The organism is Proteiniphilum acetatigenes DSM 18083 (assembly GCF_000380985.1).
GTDB lineage: Bacteria > Bacteroidota > Bacteroidia > Bacteroidales > Dysgonomonadaceae > Proteiniphilum > Proteiniphilum acetatigenes.
Map to the genome: position 1 here is coordinate 229,589 of NZ_KB905692.1, position 20,625 is coordinate 250,213.

A 20,625-nucleotide genomic window follows, 5' to 3' on the forward strand; every position below is an offset into this window, starting at 1 on the left:
ACCACACACTACTTCAACATCAGGGGCGACCGTTTGGCCGCCCCTGTTTGATTATTCTCCCAATGTACCCGAAAATCGTTCTATATATTCACTCGGACGCATATTGAATTCCTTCTTGAAGCAGGAACTGAAATACTTAGGATCGTTGAACCCCACAGCATAAGCCAGATCCGATATCCGGATATTCCGGTTTTGATCCATGATCCGGCAGGCCGCTTTTAACCTGATATTCGTGATAAATGCCGAAGTATTCAATCCTGTAAGGGTTTTCAGCTTATTATACAGCGTGGACTTGCTTACGTTCATCTCTTCCGAGAACTGTTGCTGGTCAAATTCCGTATTATCTAAATGCCGGTTTACGCAATCGATCGCTTTTCGTATGAATTCTTCGTCGAGATTGGTGAATTCCAGGTCTTTCAATTCAAATACCAGCTGGTTTTTAAAATCCCGTGCTATGCGTTCCCGGCTTTTTAAGAGATTTTTGATACGCGCATGCAGTACGTTCAGGTTAAAAGGCTTACTGATAAATGCATCGGCTCCCGACTCATAGGCATCGGCTCGGTCTTTCTCATCGGTTTTGGCCGTCAGTAAGATAATAGGAATATGACTATATTCAATATTGTTCTTCAGCGATCTGCACAGTTCCACGCCATCCATTTCCGGCATCATAATATCCGAAACAATAATATCTATTTTTTCATGTTCGAGAATAAGCATCGCCTCTTTTCCGTTTGTAGCAGTCAATACATGATAATCCCTGTTTAACAACCGATGAATAAGCTGCAATATCTCCGCATTGTCTTCCACAACCAATATGGATGATGTTTTTTGTTTTTTCGTCGTAGGTGCGTTTTCTTCTGCTATCGCGGGGGCTTCCACGATTGTCGGCTCCCGGACGGTTTCAAATTTATTCGTATCGATTTCTGAATCCTCGAAACAGGAGACATCGATGGGAAGAATGACCGTGAATTCAGTCCCTTTACCGATCTCGCTTTCCACCTGTATCGTCCCGTGATAGAGGTTGACAAGGTCTTTTACCAGTGATAATCCGATGCCGGTACCAGTAGTTTTGTGCCGACGGTAATTTCCCTCGTAGAACCGTTTGAATAATGTTTGCTGGTCTTCTTTCGAGATTCCCGCTCCATCATCTTTTACCGATACCAGGATATGGTCTTTTTCTTCATCCCGGTATGATAGCGTTACCCGTATGGAGCCCCCTTCCGAAACATATTTGGCAGCATTTGAGACCAGATTGTAGAGAATCTTGTCCAATTTGTCAATATCAAACAATCCCTGGATATTTTCCGGATCACTCACGTAGGAAAAATGAAGTTTCTTTTTCCTGATCAGCGGATAAAACGACTCGATAGCGTTCCTTATAAATTCGGAGATATTACCGTATGCAACGCGCAATCGCAAATTCCCTGACTCGGCTTTCCTGAATTCCAGGATTTGTTGCAACAACCGGGACAACCGGTTGATATTCTGCCCCATAGTCGCATACAGGTCGTCATTCCGGGGTGATATTTGTTGCAATTCGTCCACTGTAGCCGAAATAATGGTGAGCGGTGTCAGGAATTCATGCGTGATATTCGTGAAAAACTGTAGTTTGGCATGGTTGAGTTCTTCTGCTTTTTCCTGTTCTATCTCTTTATACCGTAATTGATTACGAAGATGTATGCGATTCAGGATATTCCGGTAGATCGCATAACCGATCAGCACGAAAGTACAAAAATAGATGACAAAAGCCCACCATGAAAGCCAGAACGGGGGCAGCACATTGATTCGCATCTCTTTAATCTCATCGTTCCACACGCCATTCTGCGTAGTCGCCCTCAATTGAAAAACATACTGTCCCGGCGAAAGATTATTGTAATAAGCCACATTTTGTTTCGAATCGGCATATGTCCAGTCCGGATCAAACCCGGCCAGTTTATAGGCATATCTGTTCAGTTCGGGATTTTTGTAATTGAGGGTCGCAAAATGGATACTGAAATTGTTATACTTATGCGGAATCGTGATCCGATCAGAGAAAGAAGGGACTTTTTCAGATATTTTGCCGGTTATTTCCTTATCCAGGTTATAGAAAGAGGTGTTCAATACCCTTATATCGGTTATATAAAACGGTGTCGGATTGATCTCTACCTCTATATTATCGGGATTGAACCTTACCAATCCTTTATACCCCCCAAAAAACAACTCTCCGTTATGATTACAGGATGATTTCGATATGAAAAAGTTATCGCATAACCCATCGGCTGTAGTATAAACCCGATAGCTTGTCAGTTCGGCTGTTTCATTGAACGAGAGCCTGGCAAGTCCGTTGCTTGTACCGATCCACAGATTTCCCTGCCGGTCTTCCCTGATGGAACTAATCAGGGTTCCCAGAATAGAGAATTGGGGCGATTTGTCGATAAACGAGTCCGACACTTTGTCGTACAGGTACAACCTTCCGTTTTCGGCTCCCGCCCATAAACGTCCGAAGGTATCATAATGCAGCACATTGATGGTGTGAGCGGATATCTTTCCATTTTCAGCAGTATAGTTCCTGAAAGTGAGTCCTTCTTTACGCCAGGGATCACCTTCCACCGATATTATACCATTACCGATCGTTGCAACCCATATTCTGCCGGTATCGTCTTCCGCGATATCGATCATACTTGACGGCTCCAGGCGCTTACCATCGATAATGATCTCATCGAAAGTAACTCCTGTATTATCGCTGAGCCAGACACCCAGCCCATATTGCGTTCCAAGCCAGCAATTCTGCTGTCGGTCGATGTAAATGCTCCGTATACGATTATCACTGATGAAACTGCAATTCTCTTCAGTATACGTTTTGACAGGTTTTCCTTTTTCATATACCCATAACCCGCCTCCATACGTACCGAAAAGTATTTCGCCGGTATTACGCTGCTTGATATCATACGTTGTAATTTGACCCATTCCGTTGAATTCAGGCAAGGCCAGTTGCGAGATAGTCTTTCCCGATTTTTTATCATGCAGGACAACTCCGTATGTACCTACACCCATCCACATATTATCATCATTATCTAAAAAAACCGACCGTATCGCTCCGGTAGGTATCTCCGGAAGATCTACACCAAAAAAATTGAACTTCGACTTTTCCGTATTTATAAACAAGACACCTCCGCCGATAGTACCGATCCAGATATTTTCCTTGTTATCCCGGATAATGGAATTGACCTCGTTGGAGGGAAGCTTATTGGTCTTATGAGTTGTACTCCAATTGATAAATCCGGAAGGGTTATCATATTCCAGCATACTAAGGCCGCTACGGGTACCTATCCATAAGGTATTCGTGTGGATATCTTCGCAGATATCATAGACAAGGTTATCCGACAAACTCTCCGGGTCGTTGGTATCGTGCCGGTATGTCTTCAACCGGAGGTTCCCCATATCACGGGGATTTTCAAGCAGATGAAGACCTTCACCCCATGTTCCTATCCAGATATTTTTCCTACCGTCTTCATAAATCGCATGCGCCGAGTTGCGCTGATTCAGTTGCGGATAAGCGTAAAAGATATTTTTAGAGGGAGAATACCGGTATAATCCGCTATTCCACGTGCCGATCCATATTTCACCGGAGGTATCTTCAATAATAGATTTAACCGAACCGGTTATGGTAATATCGCCGATTCTTTGCAGGCTATGGTGGGTAAAGGCATTCTCCCGGGGATCATATCGGAATAGTCCGTCATCCAACCCGATCCAGACCTCATTATTTTGGGTTACGAGAATACAGGAGACCACCTTGTTGCTTGTATTCCGGATCTCAACCGGCTCAAACGTCCCCGACCTCTTATCGAACCGGTTCATCCCGTTATACGTACCAACCCAAAGATTTCCGTGGTCATCATCTGCAAGACAATAAATATTATTGCTCGTCAGTACAGGCGATTTAAGGTGGTTGGAGCTATAGACCGTTATCTGGTATCCGTCGTACCTGCACAGTCCGTTTCTCGTGGCAAACCACATAAATCCCTCCCGGTCCTGGTATACTTTCTGTATTTCATTGGTGGGAAAACCATCCGTCGTACTCAGGATATTAAAATCCAACCCAACGCTGCTCTGTTGAGAATACATAAAATCTGTACAGCCGAACAGTAAAATGAAAACGGCGTAAAGTAATGTTAAATGACTGGGTAGAATATCTGGTGACAACTTCTTCATCAAAATCAGATTTTTCACAAAAATAGCGAAAGTCGAATGCAGAGCCAAGTTTACTTGAGCTATGCTGAGGCGCATCTTATATTCTACAAAAATAAGAAAACTCAACTTGGTTCAGAAAGAATTTATGTGAAAAGATAACTTATCAGGAAAAGGAGCCTACCAATAAACTTAGCTAATTATTAAAAGATTAGCGGTAAAACGCTATGTTAAAATAGAGTTGTCTTCATATTTTTCCACCTTTTTGAGTGATAATTAGAGTTGATTTATACCCCGCCGGTCTACCTTTGCCCACTGTGAGTCTTAAATAATATTTTAATATAATTAAATGAAATTTGCCTATGAATAAAAAGCCTGAGATCTTTAAAAAAATTTGATTTTATAGAGAGATATTGATTTTATTGTAAAGATCAACCTTGAAAGCTTAAAAAGTTCAAAAACCTACTAGACATTATATTGATTTAAGAGTAAAATGCCGATGATCAGGCATCTAAAAACCTTATTCATATAAACTCCAATGTAATATCATTACTAAATTATTAATCTATGTACAAACTAAAAACATTTATTACATGTATCGCCTTATGCTTATGCAGCATGACGGTGTTTGCACAAACCAGCGTAACCGGTAATGTTTCCGACCTGAATGGCGAAGCAGTTATTGGTGCGAGTATACTGGAGAAAGGCACTACCAATGGTACCATAACTGATATCGATGGTAATTTTACCCTGAACGTATCTCCGGGAGCCACCCTTCAGATCAGCTATATCGGTTATATAACACAGGAAGTACCTGTAACCGGCCGGTCATTGGCCATTATCCTTGAAGAAGACACCCAAACCCTCGATGAAGTGGTAGTTGTAGGTTACGGTACGCAGAAGCGTTCGGACATTACCGGTTCGGTTACCTCAGTGCCAAAAGAACGCTTGAGCAACTTGCCCGTGCAAAACATTGCGCAGTCCATCCAGGGTGTGGCTGCCGGTGTGAACATCACCCAGACTTCATCCGTGCCGGGTGATGCCGCAAGTATCGTTACCCGCGGTAGAAGTTCGGTAAACTTGAGCAATTCCCCGCTGATTGTGGTGGATGGTGTAGCCATGTCGGTGGATGCCTCGCTTAACGATGTCAATCCCAACGATATTGAATCTATCGAGATTCTGAAGGATGCTTCCTCTGTTGCTATCTATGGTGTGCAGGGTGCCAACGGTGTAATCCTTATCACTACCAAGCGTGGGGCTTCTGCCAAACCGACTGTCCGCTACGGCGGTTGGGTCGGGTTCTCCGAAATTGCCCACGTGCTTGAACCGGGTTCGACCGACCAGTTGCTTGAACGTTATGCCGAATATGCGCGTATCCAGAATAAACCGTTAAACCCCGATTACGGTGGTGTGCAGTATGCTTACGAGGTGGATAATTTCAGGGCAGGTAAGACCATTGACTGGATCGACGAAGTAACCCAGCAGGGTATCATCCAGAACCATAACCTGAGTATAAGCGGAGGCGACGAAGCTGCCAGATATTATGTAGCCGGTGACTTTATGGATCAGCAAGGCGTTGTGAAAGGTTATAACTACAAGCGTTATGCCGTTCGCAGCAACATCGACGTGAAGCCCACGAAATACGCCACCATCGGCTCAAGTCTTTCCATTACGGCTCACAACCGCGACGGCGGCCGTGCCAATTTGCTGAATGCTGCCGCCATGTCTCCCTATGCTAAAATGTATGAAGATGACGGCGTGACCTACACGCATTATCCCATGTACGCAGAAACATTGTGGGCAAACCCCTTGCTGAATACTACATTGAACCCCAAACGCCGCTCGTTCAACATCTCCGTCAACGGTTATGGCGAAATAGACTTTGGTAATTTACTGGAACCGCTTGCCGGCTTGAAGTATCGTTTGAACGGTGGTTATACCTATATACCTACCCGCAACAATTATTATGAGGGTGAATCCGTCTACAACGAAAACGGCTATGGATACATCTACAACTCCGAATCGCAGTATTACCTGATTGAGAACATCCTTTCTTATGCGAAGGACATTCAGCGGCATCACTTCGACTTTACCGGACTGTTTTCGGCCTCGAGCAAGTATTGGCAGGAAGCTTATGCCTACTCCCGCATGTTCCCGAATGACAACCTCGGCTGGGGCAACCTGGAGACCGGTTCCACGCAATCTGTCTCATCCGAGGCCGACCTGCGTCGTCTTCAATCCCTTATGGGTCGTCTGAATTACAACTATGATAGCCGCTACCTGTTTACCGCGACAGTCCGTCGCGACGCTTCTTCTGTATTTGGAGACGATACCAAGTGGGGAACTTTCCCCTCTTTCGCCATCGGCTGGAATGTAACCCGTGAAGAGTTTGCCCAACCCATCACCAATGTACTCAACAGTTTGAAGCTCCGTACTTCCTATGGATATTCCGGTAATGCTTCGCTGCCTGTATACAGCTCATTCTTCAAGTTGACATCGAACACTTTGGCTATGGATGGCAGTACTACCACTACCATGAAGGTAGGTACACGTATGGGTAACTCCAGTATCCAGTGGGAGCGCACCAAGTCGCTCAACATCGCTGCCGACTTCGGTCTCTGGAGCAATCGTCTCAATGGTACTATCGAATGGTACGACCGTACGACCGACGGTGTATTACTGCTTCAAAGCCTGAACACCATTTCCGGTTTTGCCGATGTATGGGACAATATTGGTGTGCTGAACAATAAAGGTATAGAACTTACCCTGAACTCCACCAATATTGATACGAAAGACTTCCGGTGGAACACCACACTAGTGTTCTCAAAGAATACCAGCAAGTGGGTGGATGTATATGGAGACGGCAAGAGTGATCTCAGTAACCGTTGGTTTATCGGAAAGCCTTTCGGTGTGATTTATGACTATACGAAGGTCGGTATATGGCAAGAAGATGAGATTGGCAAACCTGTCGCCGAAGGCGGCAACATCGGTTGGGATGATTCAGCTGTCGCCGGCGACCTGAAACTCGCTGATATCGGCAGTCCCGATGCAGACGGCGACGGTCTTCCCGAAGACGGGCCCGACGGCAAGATCGATGATAACGACAGGCGGGTTCTTGGCACAACCCAACCCAAATGGACAGGAGGTCTGACAAACACATTTACCTACAAGAACTTTTCATTGAGCGTCTTCATCCAGACTGTCCAGGGTGTCATGAGCAACAATGGTGTGCTTGCCACGGCTTCCGATGAGCTTGGCCGTCGCAACGGCCCGGCTGAGGTCGGTTTCTGGACACCGGAGAACAAAAGCAATGAATGGCGTTCGCTGGGGAACCACTCCAACTCACACGGTTACGGATTCCCGAGCGATGCCAGCTACACCCGTATCAAGGATGTCACGTTGAGTTACCGTTTGCCGAAGTCCCTGTTGAATAAGGCCGGTTTAGGCGATGTGCAGTTCTATGTAAGCGGGCGCAATCTCTATACGTTTACCAACTGGATCGGTTGGGATCCGGAAGCCAGATATATCACGCGTGGATCGACGAATTGGGACGTGAATTACCCTGTTACGCGCGACATCGTATTTGGCCTTAATGTCACTTTCTAAAGTATTAACCTGATAAAAATGATGTAAAATGAGAAATAAATTATTCATCTTTTCATTGGTTGCCCTGGGCATGACCCTCTTTTCATGTGGCAGCGACTATTTGAAAGAAGATCCGTATAGTTTTGATGCCACCGGTGCGACAGACAATGCCACCGTGGATGCACAGTTGGCGGGCTTGCACCGCATCGTTGCCGAAATCGGCGGTTATTCAAGCAATCAGGGTTATTGGGGCATCTGGCAGATAGGTACTGACGTTTGTTCCGCCGGCGCAACGCAAGGCGTAGAGAATCCATTCTACCAGTATGCCGACCTGAATTCCGAAAATGCGGGTGTTTCCTATCTTTGGGGCAAGCTGTATGAGTTCATTAACAATGCCAACCTGATTATTGAGGCTGTTGATGAAGTGAATCCGGCTGCAAGTGCTGAAGCACGCTTCTTCCGTGCGTATGCCTACGACCAGCTGGTCACCCTTTGGGGTGATGTGCCCCTGTTGAGCGCTCCGGTATCTGTGCCGACATTCAACTTCACCCGCCAGCCGATTGCCGAAGTGGATGCCCTCATCGACGAAGACATCACCTATGCGGTTGCCAATTTGCCTGAAGTGGGCGCCGCGGCCAAGCCAAGCCGTTGCAACAAAGACATGGCGCGTCATTTGGGCGCCCAGGCATATCTGCGCATGGGCATGCGCGACAACAGCTACTATGCCAAGGCGGAACAGATGGCTACCCAGATTATTGACGGCGGCAAGTACAAGCTGATTGAAGCCCGGTACGGCAAGTACCTTGGGGAAGGCGGCGATTATTACCGCGACATGTTCCGTTTCGGGAACCAGCGCCGTTCGGAGGGTAATACCGAAGCCATCTGGACATTTGAGATGGAATATAATGTCAATGTTACGGGCGGGACTATCGACAATCCGCAACAGCGCCGCGTGTGGCAACCCGCACTGCATAAGATTGATATCGGTTATGCCAACTGCGATTCCCTCGGAGGCCGCGGCAACGGCCGCCTGCGCCTGAGCAACTTCATGAAGTATTATGCGTGGAGCGGGTTGCAGGGCGACATCCGCAATTCCAACTTCAACATCCGCCGGACAGTTTATTATAACAAACCGGGCTTTACCGGCGCAGATATTGATGTGGATGCCAATGGTTGGCGGGTAGCTTCAGGAACCGGTGTAAGGAAAGTACATGTTGAGTTGGGTGATCCCATCATCTTATACGCTACTGACAGTATAGAAACGATGTACACCTATTGTACCAAGTGGGGCGGTTATGACCCGACGGATGACTTCGGTTATGCTGTCGTAAAAGACTGGCCGATGATGCGTCTGGGCGAAACCTACCTGCTGCGTGCGGAAGCCCGCTTCCGTCAGGGCAACACTGCCGGTGCTGCCGACGATATCAACGTATTGCGCGACCGCGCATTCAAGGAGTACCGTCAGCTTGTACCCGATGCAGGTAAAGTATCAGCTTCGGATATCAATATGGACTTTATATTGGATGAACGCGCCCGCGAACTGATCGGTGAGGAGAATCGCCGTATGACATTGCACCGTACAGGCATGTTGGCTTCACGTATTCCTTTGAACGATGACCTTTATAAACCCATCACCGGTTTTGATGCAAACAAACATACACTGCTGCCGATTCCTCTCTCGGAAATCCAGCGTAACAAGGAGGCTGAACTGAAACAGAATCCGGGTTACTAAGAAGACAAAGTTCTACATAAACGTTTTTGACGGGTTTCAAGGATAGCGGAAGCGGGGCTTGCTTCGGGTTTGGGGCATTGCCCCGCTTCTTTTATTCTTTGCCTTTAACCCTACCCACAAGACAAAGAGCGGAAAAAAGGGTTTCTGGCCGCATCTGAAATGGTGAAATATGTAAACTAAAAAAACAATATGAAACAAATAATATCATTTATGGTATCTTCTTTCCTGGCAGTCATGTCTGTCTATTCGATGGAGACTGTGGAAGGTTCCCCCGCAGTACCGGTAGATGGTGACCGCGGATACTGGGCCGGATTAGCATACAGGATCGCTGCACCTGTACTGGAAAATATGAGTAAAGGTGAACTGAAAAAGAATATGCAGGTGGAAGTCAGCCCCACATGGGATGGACGGGATAAAGATGTTACCTACATGGAATGTTTCGGAAGGCTTATGTCGGGGATAGCTCCCTGGCTCAGCCTGCCGGACGACGATACGGCGGAAGGCAGGCAAAGGAAACAACTCCGCGAATGGGCATTGAAGAGTTACGCGCATGCGGTTAACCCCGAAAGTCCCGACTACCTGTTGTGGAGAAATGAAGGGCAACCGTTGGTGGATGCCGCTTATATCGCAAGCAGTTTCCTCCGTGCACCCAAACAGTTATGGGAGCCGCTCGATGAATTAACCAAAGAGAGATATATCAAGGAATTCCAGCAACTACGCCGTATAGATCCTCCTTACACCAACTGGCTTTTATTCTCGGCAATGGTAGAAACTTTCCTGATAGAGGCAGGGGCGCAGTATGATATGTACCGCATACACAGCGCTATCAGGAAGGTCGATGAATGGTACGTTGGCGATGGATGGTATTCTGACGGGGAGCATTTCGCCTTTGACTACTATAACAGCTATGTGATACAACCGATGTATATACAGGTCCTTCAGGTGCTTGTGGACAGAAAAGTACCATTGCGGGACAAAAGCCTGGAATCGATACGCAAGGATTTGGATATCGCGAAAAAACGGATGCAACGCTTTGGGATCATATTGGAACGCTTTATTTCTCCCGAAGGAACCTTCCCGTTGTTCGGACGTTCCATGACCTACCGCTTAGGCGTATTCCAACCCCTGTCCATGCTTTCGTGGAAGGAATTCCTACCGGAAGAATTGTCCGAAGGACAGGTCAGGAGTGCGCTCACTGCTGCCATGAAACGAATGTTCATAAACGAAGGCAATTTCAATGAAGGAGGATTCCTTCAATTAGGATTTGCCGGCCATCAGCCCGACCTGTCCGACTGGTATACCAACAACGGCAGCATGTACCTCACATCCGAGGTGTTTCTCCCGTTGGGACTGCCGGTGGATCATTCGTTCTGGATCTCTCCCGCGGAAGACTGGACAACTAAAAAAGCATGGCAGGGAAATTCTTTCCCCAAAGACCATGCTATAAGATACTGATAACACCCGGATAAATGAGATATTTGCACTTTATTTTAACAAACAAACTCTCTGAATTATGAACTACAAGTTTTACGATTTGTCTGTAATGGTATTTTTCACGGTAATAATCGCCTGTTTCATGGGGTGCGGTCCGGGTCAGGATAATAATAAACCACCTGAAAGAACAGATGTAAAAGAAGTGATTGATATTATCCACAAAATAAACAGTTACTGGCAGGCCAATCATCCGGAACACGGCAATGCATTCTGGCACAGAGCTGCCTATCATACCGGTAATATGGCTGCGTATGAAGTGACCGGAAACGAGGCATACAAGGCATATTCCGAAGCCTGGGCAGAACACAATGGGTGGAAAGGTGCCAAATCAGACAATAAGGAGAACTGGAGGTATTCATATGGGGAGTCTGACGATTTTGTGCTTTTCGGAGATTGGCAGATCTGTTTCCAGGTATATGTCGACCTGTATAATCTGGATGAGACAAAAGACGAAAGAAAGATTGCACGAGCAAAAGAGGTGATGGAATACCAGATGAGCACACCGCAGAATGATTACTGGTGGTGGGCTGATGGCCTTTATATGGTGATGCCGGTGATGACAAAACTATACAATATAACTGGAAACGAACTGTATCTGAGTAAACTTCATGAATATTTCTCCTTTGCAAAAGAGCTGATGTACGATGAGGAGAACACTCTGTTTTATCGGGATGCCAAATATATATATCCTGCTCACAAGACGAACAATGGGAAGAAAGACTTCTGGGCGCGTGGTAACGGATGGGTATTCGCCGGACTGGCCAAAGTATTACAGGATCTGCCCGAAGACAATCCCCATAGAGATGAATATATAAGTGTATACCGGGATATGGCGAAAGCGCTTGCCGGTTGCCAGCAGGAAGAGGGATTCTGGACTAGAAGCCTGCTCGATGCCGACCATGCTGCCGGATACGAGACCAGCGGCACGGCATTCTTCGTTTACGGCTATCTATGGGGGATAAACAACGGTTTCTTTGATAAAAACGACTACAGGACAGTGGTGGATGAAGGTTGGAGTTACCTGACGAATATCGCTTTACAGGATGACGGTAAGGTCGGCTATGTACAGCCTATCGGTGAACGGGCCGATCAACATAACGTAAGTGCGGGAACGACCGCCGATTTTGGTGTGGGCGCTTTCTTATTGGCTGCCTCTGAGATGGTGAAATACCTGGAATAAGAGCTATATTTATCGTATCTAAAGAAGATTCAAGTCGGCTTTGATGCTAAGACAGGTTTGTCAAAACATCGAAGCCATTTTGCGGATTTCGTCAAGCCGTTTGTTCAGTTTGTTATCTTTTTGTGCTACTTGCAGGTTATAATCTGTTTGCATACCAACCAGAATATAAGCCGGTACTCCCAATGCCGCTTCCATGAACAAAGCAAAATCAGTTGTTACCGGACGTTTGCCATTCAATATCTCGTTAAAGGCGGTGTAAGGTAGTCCCAATTGCTTCGCAAAAACTTTCTGAGATAAGTGCCGGTATTTCAACTCATCTTTCAATAACTCTCCGGGATGTACCGGTCGAAAAGGAAATTTTAAATCACTCATAGTCATTTTATTTATAATGGTTTGTAATATCTGTCAATGAACAAATTTCAATTTCGGTCATATCTCTAGGATTCTGTATTTCACGGAATTATTCTTTTCAAATTCAACTTTCATACCTGAAATTTGTCCGGGACAAAGGTAATAATATTTTATCAAATTCACAAATAAAGTGAATATTTTATCAGTACGGAAAAGTATTCTCTGGTTGTATCCAATCGTGGCAATTCCATTACCTGTTGACAAAAAACCAGAGAACGCAAAAAATCATACTTTAGCCGTTCTCTGGTTTTAGTTTTTATACCTTGAGCAAGGTATTTATTCAACAATATTACCTCAATTTACTTTACGCTAATAGTGTAACTGTAAGAATATTCTTTATCCATAAACCGGTATTGGTCTAACGGTTTTGCTCCCCATGACTGCAATCCTCCCACACCTCGCTGGAACAGGTCTACACACAGGACTACTTCGTGACGGGGCAACACATCCGACCAGTGCTGCTGTTTCTTGGTCATGCCCGGATCCAGATCTTCGGGACAATTGTTTGTCGCACTTACCGATAATGGTTGTACTCCATCAATCCTGATACCTTTACCATTTTTGTTTTTCAATGTGAGCCAACGCACATCGGTTTTATTTCCTGTTTCCTGAGGACGGTAATAGGCGAAAGCCTGCTCTTCTACCTTTCCGTTCCAGATACCCATGAACGTATCATGTTTACGGTCTACATAGTTTTCATAAGGCCCACGGCCGTACCACATAAAATCGTTATAATCTCTGGGCAAGGTCATTAACATACCGAATCGCAGCATTTCAGGCAGATCATCCGATAACGCCTTGTAATGTGCCGAGGTGGTAAGGCTTCCGTCTTTATTTACCGTGTAGGTGATTTCCACTTTGGCCTCTATTCCTCTCAGTTTGACCTCATACTCTGCTTTGAATCCTTCAGTGGTTTCTCCAGAGCTTTTATATTTGTATATAGTATTGTGACCGGCCGATTCCCAGATACGGGCGCTGTACTGCATCCATTCCCCGAATTCGTTGTCGGTAAGCGCTCTCCAGAAATTAAGACGAGGCAGTTCCCTGAACACATTTTGTCCCTTATTTTTCATGCTTAACAGACCACGGCCGTCTTTTGATGAAAATTCATAAGATAGATTACCTGCTTTGACTATGATTTTATCGTCCTGTTTCTCAACGGCAATTTGTCCGTTTACATTCTTAGCCACAAAATAAGAATTCCGGTTAAGGGTAAATTCTTCTTTAGCCACTTCAAATCCGGAAGGAATTAATTCAGTTGCCTGATTGCTGTATGCATACACCTGAAGAAAATACTCTACGCCTGCCTCTTCAGCCAAAGCAGGTAAATCCAACTTCACCTCTTTCCGGTTATCGGCTGCAATAGATACATTAAAAGTACCTTCCTGAAATTTTTCCCCGTTTTTAAGAAGTATCCATTTGAAAGAATAATTTTCGGGTGTCAGGGCAGTAAATTTGAAATCATTGATTACACTAATGATTCCCTTGTCCAGCTCTTTTGCTTCAAACAGGATATTCTGATATACTTTTTTAACGATATAGGTATGTGGAATATAGTCCTGGTCGGGACTGACAACACCGTCCATACAGAAGTTGCCATCATTCATTTTGTTATAGCCATTCAGGTCGCCGCCGTATGCCCAGTAGAAACGGCCCTGTTCATCATGAGTAGGATATCCGTGATTATACCATTCCCAGATAAAGCCGCCCTGCATGTTCTTACTGGAACGCATCAGGTCCCAGTACTCCTGGAAATTCCCCATGCTGTTGCCCATGGCATGCGCATATTCGCACATGATATAGGGTCTTCCGAGATCTTTTGCCGCATCGCGTTGCATATTTTCCCATGATGGGTACATGTGGCAGATAATATCTGTATTCCTGTCTCTCTGGTAGGCCTGCTCATATTGTACGGGACGGCTGTTGTCACGGGCTTTGGCCCAGTCGTACATATCGAAAAAGGCTTTCCCGTTGCTCGCTTCATTGCCCAGGGACCAGAAGATGACCGACGCATGGTTTTTGTCACGTTCCACAAGGCGGATAACGCGATCCATGTGTTGGGCATGCCATTCGGGGAAGTTGGAAACATTGTCGGGTCCGTAACCGAGACCGTGCGATTCCAGATTGGCTTCATCAACGAGGTATATTCCATACTCATCACACAATTTGTACCATAAGGGTTGTTGCGGATAATGGGATGTACGGACGGCATTTATATTGAGTTCTTTCATCAGTTGCAGGTTGCGCATCATTTCCTTCCGTGTTACCACTTGCCCGGCATGGGTATTGAACTCGTGGAGATTCACCCCTTTGAAGAAGACTTTCTTTCCGTTTACAAACAATTGTCCGTCTGTTATTTCAATTTTACGGAACCCTATTTTGTGCGATGTGGATTCGACAATCCTGCCGTTACCGTCTTTCAATGTAATGAGCATTGTATAGAGGTTCGGGGTTTCAGCCGTCCATTTCAGCGGATTGGAGACATTCCCTGAAACAGTAATATCAGTTATCCCATTTGCCGGAATACCCGATTTCTGATTGCGCGAAAACACTTTTTTGCCTGATTTGTCCAACAACGAAACCTCTACCGTATTATTTTGAAGATTATTGGTATAGTTCTTCAATGTGATATCCACACTGAAAATTCCATTTCTGTAATTTTTGTCCAGATCGGGGTGGGCAAAGAAATCAAAAATACGGGTTTGCGCCGTGCTGTAAAGATAAACATTACGGTTTATTCCCCCAAGACGCCACATATCCTGATCTTCGAGGTATGAACCGTCGCTGAACTTATGTACCTGGCAAGCCAATATATTTTCACCTTTTCTTATATAATCCGTGATATCGAATTCTGCAGGACTTTTCGAGTTTTGTGTATATCCCACCTTTTGTCCGTTCACCCACACATACATGGAATTTGTGCCGCCTTCGAAATGTATGAAAATACGTCTGCCGTCCCAACTGTCGGGAATATTAAATTCATGAAGATAAGCTCCTGTAGGAGAATCCTCCCTGTCGATATGGGGTGGTTTTGCCCTGAATCCAAAACCATTGTTCACGTACATAGGGACGCCGTATCCGTTAAATTCCCAGTTTCCGGGTACAGGCATCTCATCCCAACCGCTTACATCGTAATTCTCTTCATAAAAACCCGCTGGAACGTCGGATACTTTTGGAACCCAATGGAATTTCCATTTGCCGTTCAGGGATTGATAGTAAGGAGAAGAATTATAATCATCTTTTACCGCCAATTCTTCGGAGGGATAAGGTAACGAGGTAGTCCGGGTGTCTTCTTTATTGACTGCGAAAACTTCCGGATTTTCCCAATCGGGAGTGTTTTGCGCGAATAAATTCATGCAAACCAAAATTGAAAAGAATAAAAAGGAAAATGTCTTTCTCATACGATTATTTTTATGTGCTTTATAATTTTAACAAAATTAGGCATATTAGTTATTAGAATAAAAAGATAAATTAATCAAAAAAGAGTGATAAATTAATCAAAACAAATTTATTTCATATGACTAAAACTTTTATTTTCACTAAAGTTAGATATTTGCTCGCCACTGCATAATACAAGCAAGCTTGTCTTCTGCTCGTCTGGCTTGACGCAAATAGTTCAATGGTGTCATATGGAACTCGCTTTTAATCATGTTCACTGAAGTTAGTCGTTTTGAGTCGCCTTCGCTCCTCGATTTTCAATTCTACGCTCAACATAGTAAAAACAAGTTTTTCCTCTGTATTCGCTTATCGAAAACGTTCTTGTGTGAGAACAATTATAATGCTCGTTTCATTGATTTTATGTACTCTGAGGGAGCCATGCCGTATTCGTCCTTAAAACATTTCCGAAAATAGACCACGTCGTTGAATCCGGACATATATGCCACTTCCGATACCTGATATGAGCCGGACAGCAGGAGCCGGAGACTATTTTTGAGCCGGATCTTCCGGATAAACTCATTGGGAGATATTCCAGTGAGTCCTTTGACTTTTCTATAGAAGGTGGAATAGCTCATGTGCATCTTTTCTTTGATAAAGGCAATATCGAGGTCTTCCATTTCAATATTATTCTCTACAATCTCGGTGAGTTTATTTAGAAACTCTTTATCCAATTTACTGATCTTTAGAGGTTCTTCCGCTAAGTTATTTTCATGCCTTACTGTTCCCTTGGCGAATGTACTGATCTGATCTGCCAGTTTACGGCGCGACTCCAATAAGTTGTCTATCCGACTTCTCAATAGTCTGGCGCTAAAAGGTTTTGTCAGATATGAGTCGGCACCACTGTCATATCCTTTTTCCTGATCATAGAGGGAATCTCTGGCAGTAAGTAAAATAACCGAAATATGACTGGTACGCACGTCTTCTTTTATTCTACGACAGAGTTCCATACCGTCCATTTCGGGCATCATAATATCGCTGACAATGATATTGGGTATATGTTTTCGCGCCAGTTCCAACCCATCTTTTCCATTTGTCGCGGATAGCACATAATAATCGTTTTCCAAAGAGGAGGCAATATATGCACGGATATCATCGTCATCCTCTACTACCAGTATTACCGGGCGGTTGTCAACACTTTCTTCCTTCTGGATGTCCTGTTCTTCTTCGATAATATTAGTATCCGTTTTTTCTTCGGTATGTATAGCCGAAGGATAAGTGTTTTCGGTTAATAAACGTAACCTGAACAGGGTTCCTTTACCGACAGTACTTTCCACATGCAAAGTCCCTTCGTGAAGATCGGCCAATGATTTAACAAGGGCAAGCCCTATTCCCGTGCCGGACGATTGATGTTTACCTTTTACCTGGTAATAACGCTCGAATATATGTGATAAAGCGTCGGCCTCTATTCCATAACCAGTGTCGGAGACCGCTATTTCGGTGTAGTGATTGTCTTTCTCTTTGATCGAACGCAGAGAGAGGCGAATTTCACCTTCTGCTGTATATTTCATTGCGTTCGACAAAAAGTTATTTAATATGGTCGTGATAACGTCCGCATCAAAATAAAGGATACTATTTTTGTCTTGGATATCAATATGGGTTACTACCTTCTCATTCCGGGATAATTCCTTATAACGCAATCCTGTTTCTGCAACCAGATTTGCCAGGTTCCCCTTCGACACGGAGAGTTTCCTGTTCTGTGTCTCGGTTTTCCTGAATTCCAGAATCTGATTGATCAGATTTAACAGGCGGATGGCGCTGGCGTGAATAATACTGATCTTTTTGCTATAGCCTGCCGGTAATCCGGCATCTTGCACCAGATCTTCCAATGGCCCGAGAATAAGCGTCAACGGGGTACGGAGTTCATGGGTAATATTCGTATAAAAACGCAGTCGTTCATCATTCAGTTCCTGTTTATTCTGGCTGTTTTTCCTTTCCAGCTCAAGTGATGTTTTCAGGTCAATCCTTCTTTTATAGGAACGTAGTGAGAAGAAGATTACGAAGCAGGCTATTATTATATATAAAAGTTTGGCATACCATGTAAGCCATAACGGAGGATGAATAATAAAGGCAAGTGATGCAATATTCACTTCGTCCCATTCCTGATTTTTCAGACGACTTTTTACTTTAAATGTATATTCTCCCGGCGATATATTGCGGAATGCCACCTGATTTTCATCCTGAGTATTATACCAGATGTCGTCCAGACCCTCCATCATGTAAGCATACTCGACTTGCTGATTTTGTGAATAATCGGGACTGGAAAATGAGATCCTGAAAGAATTTTTATTATAGGCCAACTCTATTTTATTCTGTGGCGTAGGAACCAGAATTTCCCTACTGTAATTTTCTATCTGTTTACTCAATGCCAGACATTCTATAATTTGCACAGGAACCACTTTCCGTTTTTCTTTCGTTAATTCTTCAGGATTAAAATAGCAGACACCATTGAGTGAACCAAAGAAAAGGATGCCGTCTTCCCTGAGACTTGCAGCACCATTGGTAAAATCTCCGATAGGAGTACCGTCCTGATGGTTGTAATTATTAAACTTTTCTCCGTTCCATAGTGAAATACCGGCATTGGTACTGATCCAGATATTTCCCATATCATCTTGCTGAATGGCACGAACAAAAGAGTTTTCAAGCCCTTGTTTTTCATCGTATGTTTCATATTGGCCTGTATCTTCCGTGTTTTTAAAATAAGCCATTCCATTGCGTGTAGCAACCCATACCCCACCCCCGGAATCCATATAAAGATGATTGATGGCATTTGAGATGAAACCTTTATCCTTGACTATATTATCTACTAAATTATCATTGCCATCGAAAATAAATATTCCTTTTCCAAATGTTCCGATCCATAATTTCCCCTGTCTGTCATGGAGAACACTGTATATTGTTTTATCCTCTAACTGATCATTAATGTGGTTTTCCTTTTTTATCGTTCCACTCTGGTAGGAATATAATCCGGTTTCTGTGCCAATCCATATTTTCCCATCGATGTCTTCATAGAATTCATGGACATACTCACCCCTTCCTTCAAAAGGAATATTTTTTATCTGATAATTATCCGGGTTCTGTTGAAGTATCTCGCCAGTAGATGTCCCGAACCAGAGAATTCCGTTCCTATCGCTTCTTATCTTGTTGACATATACATTTGAACTTATTCCTGACAAATAAGGTTGAATATTGATTGCTCTCTTAACCTCATTATCCTGAAGAAGAATGACTTCATTTTCAGTTCCAACCCATAATCGCTGATTTTTATCCATGCATATATCCCATATCTGCCTTTCGTTTGTATCTCTGTATTTATCAGTAGAATGTAAAAGTGTCTGAAAAACGGGAGGTTTATTACCGATAAAATCTATTCCCCGATTATAATGTCCAATCCATATATTATCGTAAGAATCCTGAAACAAAGATCTGACATTAGACGATGATAATCCGTAATGATCTTTTGTGACAGATATATTTTTGAATGTAACCATCCTGGGATCAAGTAACGTAATATTGCTGAGATCAAGAACACTGATCCCCGCCATATCGGTACTGATCCACAAAGTACCGTCCTTCATTTCCCTGATATCGTAAATATAGTTTGCACCCAAGGAATTAGGGTCGGACGGATTGTGCCTGAAAGTAATAAATTCTTCTGTCTGGGAATTAAACAGAGCCAATCCGTCATTGGTCCCAATCCAGATATTTTTTTGATGGTCCATGTAAATGGTACGGACAGTATTACCCGGCAAACTTTTAGGATTTCCTGGTTGGTGGCGGATATTGCGTGCTGTTTTATTCTTTATATCAATAATACTCAATCCGTCGAAGGCGTGGCCAATGTATAGACTACCCTTGCCATCATCGAAAGAACACCAGTTCTGGCTTTTCATCCCTTCTATATCCCGATCCAAAAAATGAGTTAATTGCCTGGTATTCTTATCATAATATTCAACTCCTACATGATAGTGAGTTATCCATATCCCCCCGTCCTCTGCATGTGAAAGGTGCGTAACATCATTAGTTGCCAGTCCTTCTTCTGTTCTATAATCTCTAAACGATTGCGAGGTACAATCGAAAATGCTGATCCCTTCGCGTTGTGAACCTATCCATATCCGGTTTTCTTCATGGTCGTACAGCAATGCATTTAATTCATTACTTACGATATCTGAATTATTTTTTGTATATACCGTAAAATTCTTTCCGTCGAAACGGCTTAATCCCGATTCTGTTGCTATCCATATAAATCCCTGGCCATCTTGTGTAATGTCGGTAATATAACTGTTGGATAATCCGTCTTCTACGCCAAAATGTTTTAAAGCCTGCGATTGCCCCGATGCATTAAAAATAATTAATAACAGAGTATATAAAATAACTGCTTTTTTTAACATAATTAGAAGGAAGGAATGATCTATTATTCTTCACAAATTTATAAAAAATTCTCATATTTATTTTTTAGAAGTCATCATTCTGTTTATATGAAAAAACTCGCATTGACCCCATAGAGTAAACATATACAGATAGTTATCACTCAAGACAGGTAAATCTTTCATTCTTACAATGATTATTTTATCCCTTTAGAATGATTGATTTATTATCTATCGCTATTAACGGATCT

General features: G+C 43.8%; 8 protein-coding genes. 4 read left to right on the forward strand and 4 right to left on the reverse strand.

The window, feature by feature from the left end:
• Positions 1–51 precede the first annotated feature (51 nt).
• Positions 52–4,194, reverse strand: a complete 4,143-nt coding sequence (locus F597_RS0100785) for a hybrid sensor histidine kinase/response regulator transcription factor (RefSeq protein ID WP_019537800.1) — start codon at positions 4,192–4,194, stop codon at positions 52–54.
• Between the two features lie 543 nt (positions 4,195–4,737).
• Between F597_RS0100785 and F597_RS0100790 the strand changes: the two genes are divergently transcribed.
• The 4 genes from F597_RS0100790 to F597_RS0100805 all read left to right on the forward strand — a co-directional run bounded on the left by F597_RS0100790 (position 4,738) and on the right by F597_RS0100805 (position 12,161).
• Positions 4,738–7,776, forward strand: coding sequence for a SusC/RagA family TonB-linked outer membrane protein (locus F597_RS0100790; protein ID WP_157278860.1), 3,039 nt, complete (start codon positions 4,738–4,740; stop codon positions 7,774–7,776).
• Between the two features lie 70 nt (positions 7,777–7,846).
• Positions 7,847–9,487: a RagB/SusD family nutrient uptake outer membrane protein gene (locus F597_RS0100795; protein ID WP_232001552.1), complete on the forward strand. Its 1,641-nt coding sequence runs from the start codon at positions 7,847–7,849 to the stop codon at positions 9,485–9,487.
• Between the two features lie 234 nt (positions 9,488–9,721).
• The gene (locus F597_RS0100800) at positions 9,722–10,942 is read left to right on the forward strand and encodes a DUF2264 domain-containing protein (protein ID WP_044059949.1); all 1,221 of its coding nucleotides are present in this window, start codon (positions 9,722–9,724) and stop codon (positions 10,940–10,942) included.
• Positions 10,943–11,063: 121 nt separating this feature from the next.
• Positions 11,064–12,161, forward strand: coding sequence for a glycoside hydrolase family 88/105 protein (locus tag F597_RS0100805; RefSeq protein ID WP_044059950.1), 1,098 nt, complete (start codon positions 11,064–11,066; stop codon positions 12,159–12,161).
• A 60-nt stretch (positions 12,162–12,221) separates the two neighbouring features.
• Here the strand turns inward: F597_RS0100805 and F597_RS0100810 are convergent, their stop codons facing one another.
• The 3 genes from F597_RS0100810 to F597_RS0100820 all read right to left on the reverse strand — a co-directional run bounded on the left by F597_RS0100810 (position 12,222) and on the right by F597_RS0100820 (position 20,398).
• Positions 12,222–12,533 carry a HigA family addiction module antitoxin gene (locus F597_RS0100810; RefSeq protein ID WP_019537805.1) on the reverse strand — a complete coding sequence of 104 codons (312 nt, stop codon included), beginning with the start codon at positions 12,531–12,533 and terminating at the stop codon, positions 12,222–12,224.
• 338 nt (positions 12,534–12,871) lie between these two features.
• Positions 12,872–15,973, reverse strand: a complete 3,102-nt coding sequence (gene lacZ / locus F597_RS0100815; protein WP_019537806.1) for a beta-galactosidase, LacZ type — start codon at positions 15,971–15,973, stop codon at positions 12,872–12,874.
• Between the two features lie 372 nt (positions 15,974–16,345).
• Positions 16,346–20,398 carry a hybrid sensor histidine kinase/response regulator transcription factor gene (locus tag F597_RS0100820; protein ID WP_019537807.1) on the reverse strand — a complete coding sequence of 1,351 codons (4,053 nt, stop codon included), beginning with the start codon at positions 20,396–20,398 and terminating at the stop codon, positions 16,346–16,348.
• Positions 20,399–20,625: the final 227 nt, after the last annotated feature.

What these genes read in the sequence shown, in the direction of transcription:
- lacZ (WP_019537806.1), bottom strand. Translation starts at nt 15,973, where the DNA reads ATGAGAAAGACATTTTCCTTTTTATTCTTTTCAATTTTGGTTTGCATG.
- F597_RS0100820 (WP_019537807.1), bottom strand. Translation starts at nt 20,398, where the DNA reads ATGTTAAAAAAAGCAGTTATTTTATATACTCTGTTATTAATTATTTTT.
- F597_RS0100800 (WP_044059949.1), top strand. Translation starts at nt 9,722, where the DNA reads ATGTCTGTCTATTCGATGGAGACTGTGGAAGGTTCCCCCGCAGTACCG.
- F597_RS0100810 (WP_019537805.1), bottom strand. Translation starts at nt 12,533, where the DNA reads ATGAGTGATTTAAAATTTCCTTTTCGACCGGTACATCCCGGAGAGTTA.
- F597_RS0100805 (WP_044059950.1), top strand. Translation starts at nt 11,064, where the DNA reads ATGGGGTGCGGTCCGGGTCAGGATAATAATAAACCACCTGAAAGAACA.
- F597_RS0100790 (WP_157278860.1), top strand. Translation starts at nt 4,738, where the DNA reads ATGTACAAACTAAAAACATTTATTACATGTATCGCCTTATGCTTATGC.
- F597_RS0100795 (WP_232001552.1), top strand. Translation starts at nt 7,847, where the DNA reads ATGACCCTCTTTTCATGTGGCAGCGACTATTTGAAAGAAGATCCGTAT.
- F597_RS0100785 (WP_019537800.1), bottom strand. Translation starts at nt 4,194, where the DNA reads ATGAAGAAGTTGTCACCAGATATTCTACCCAGTCATTTAACATTACTT.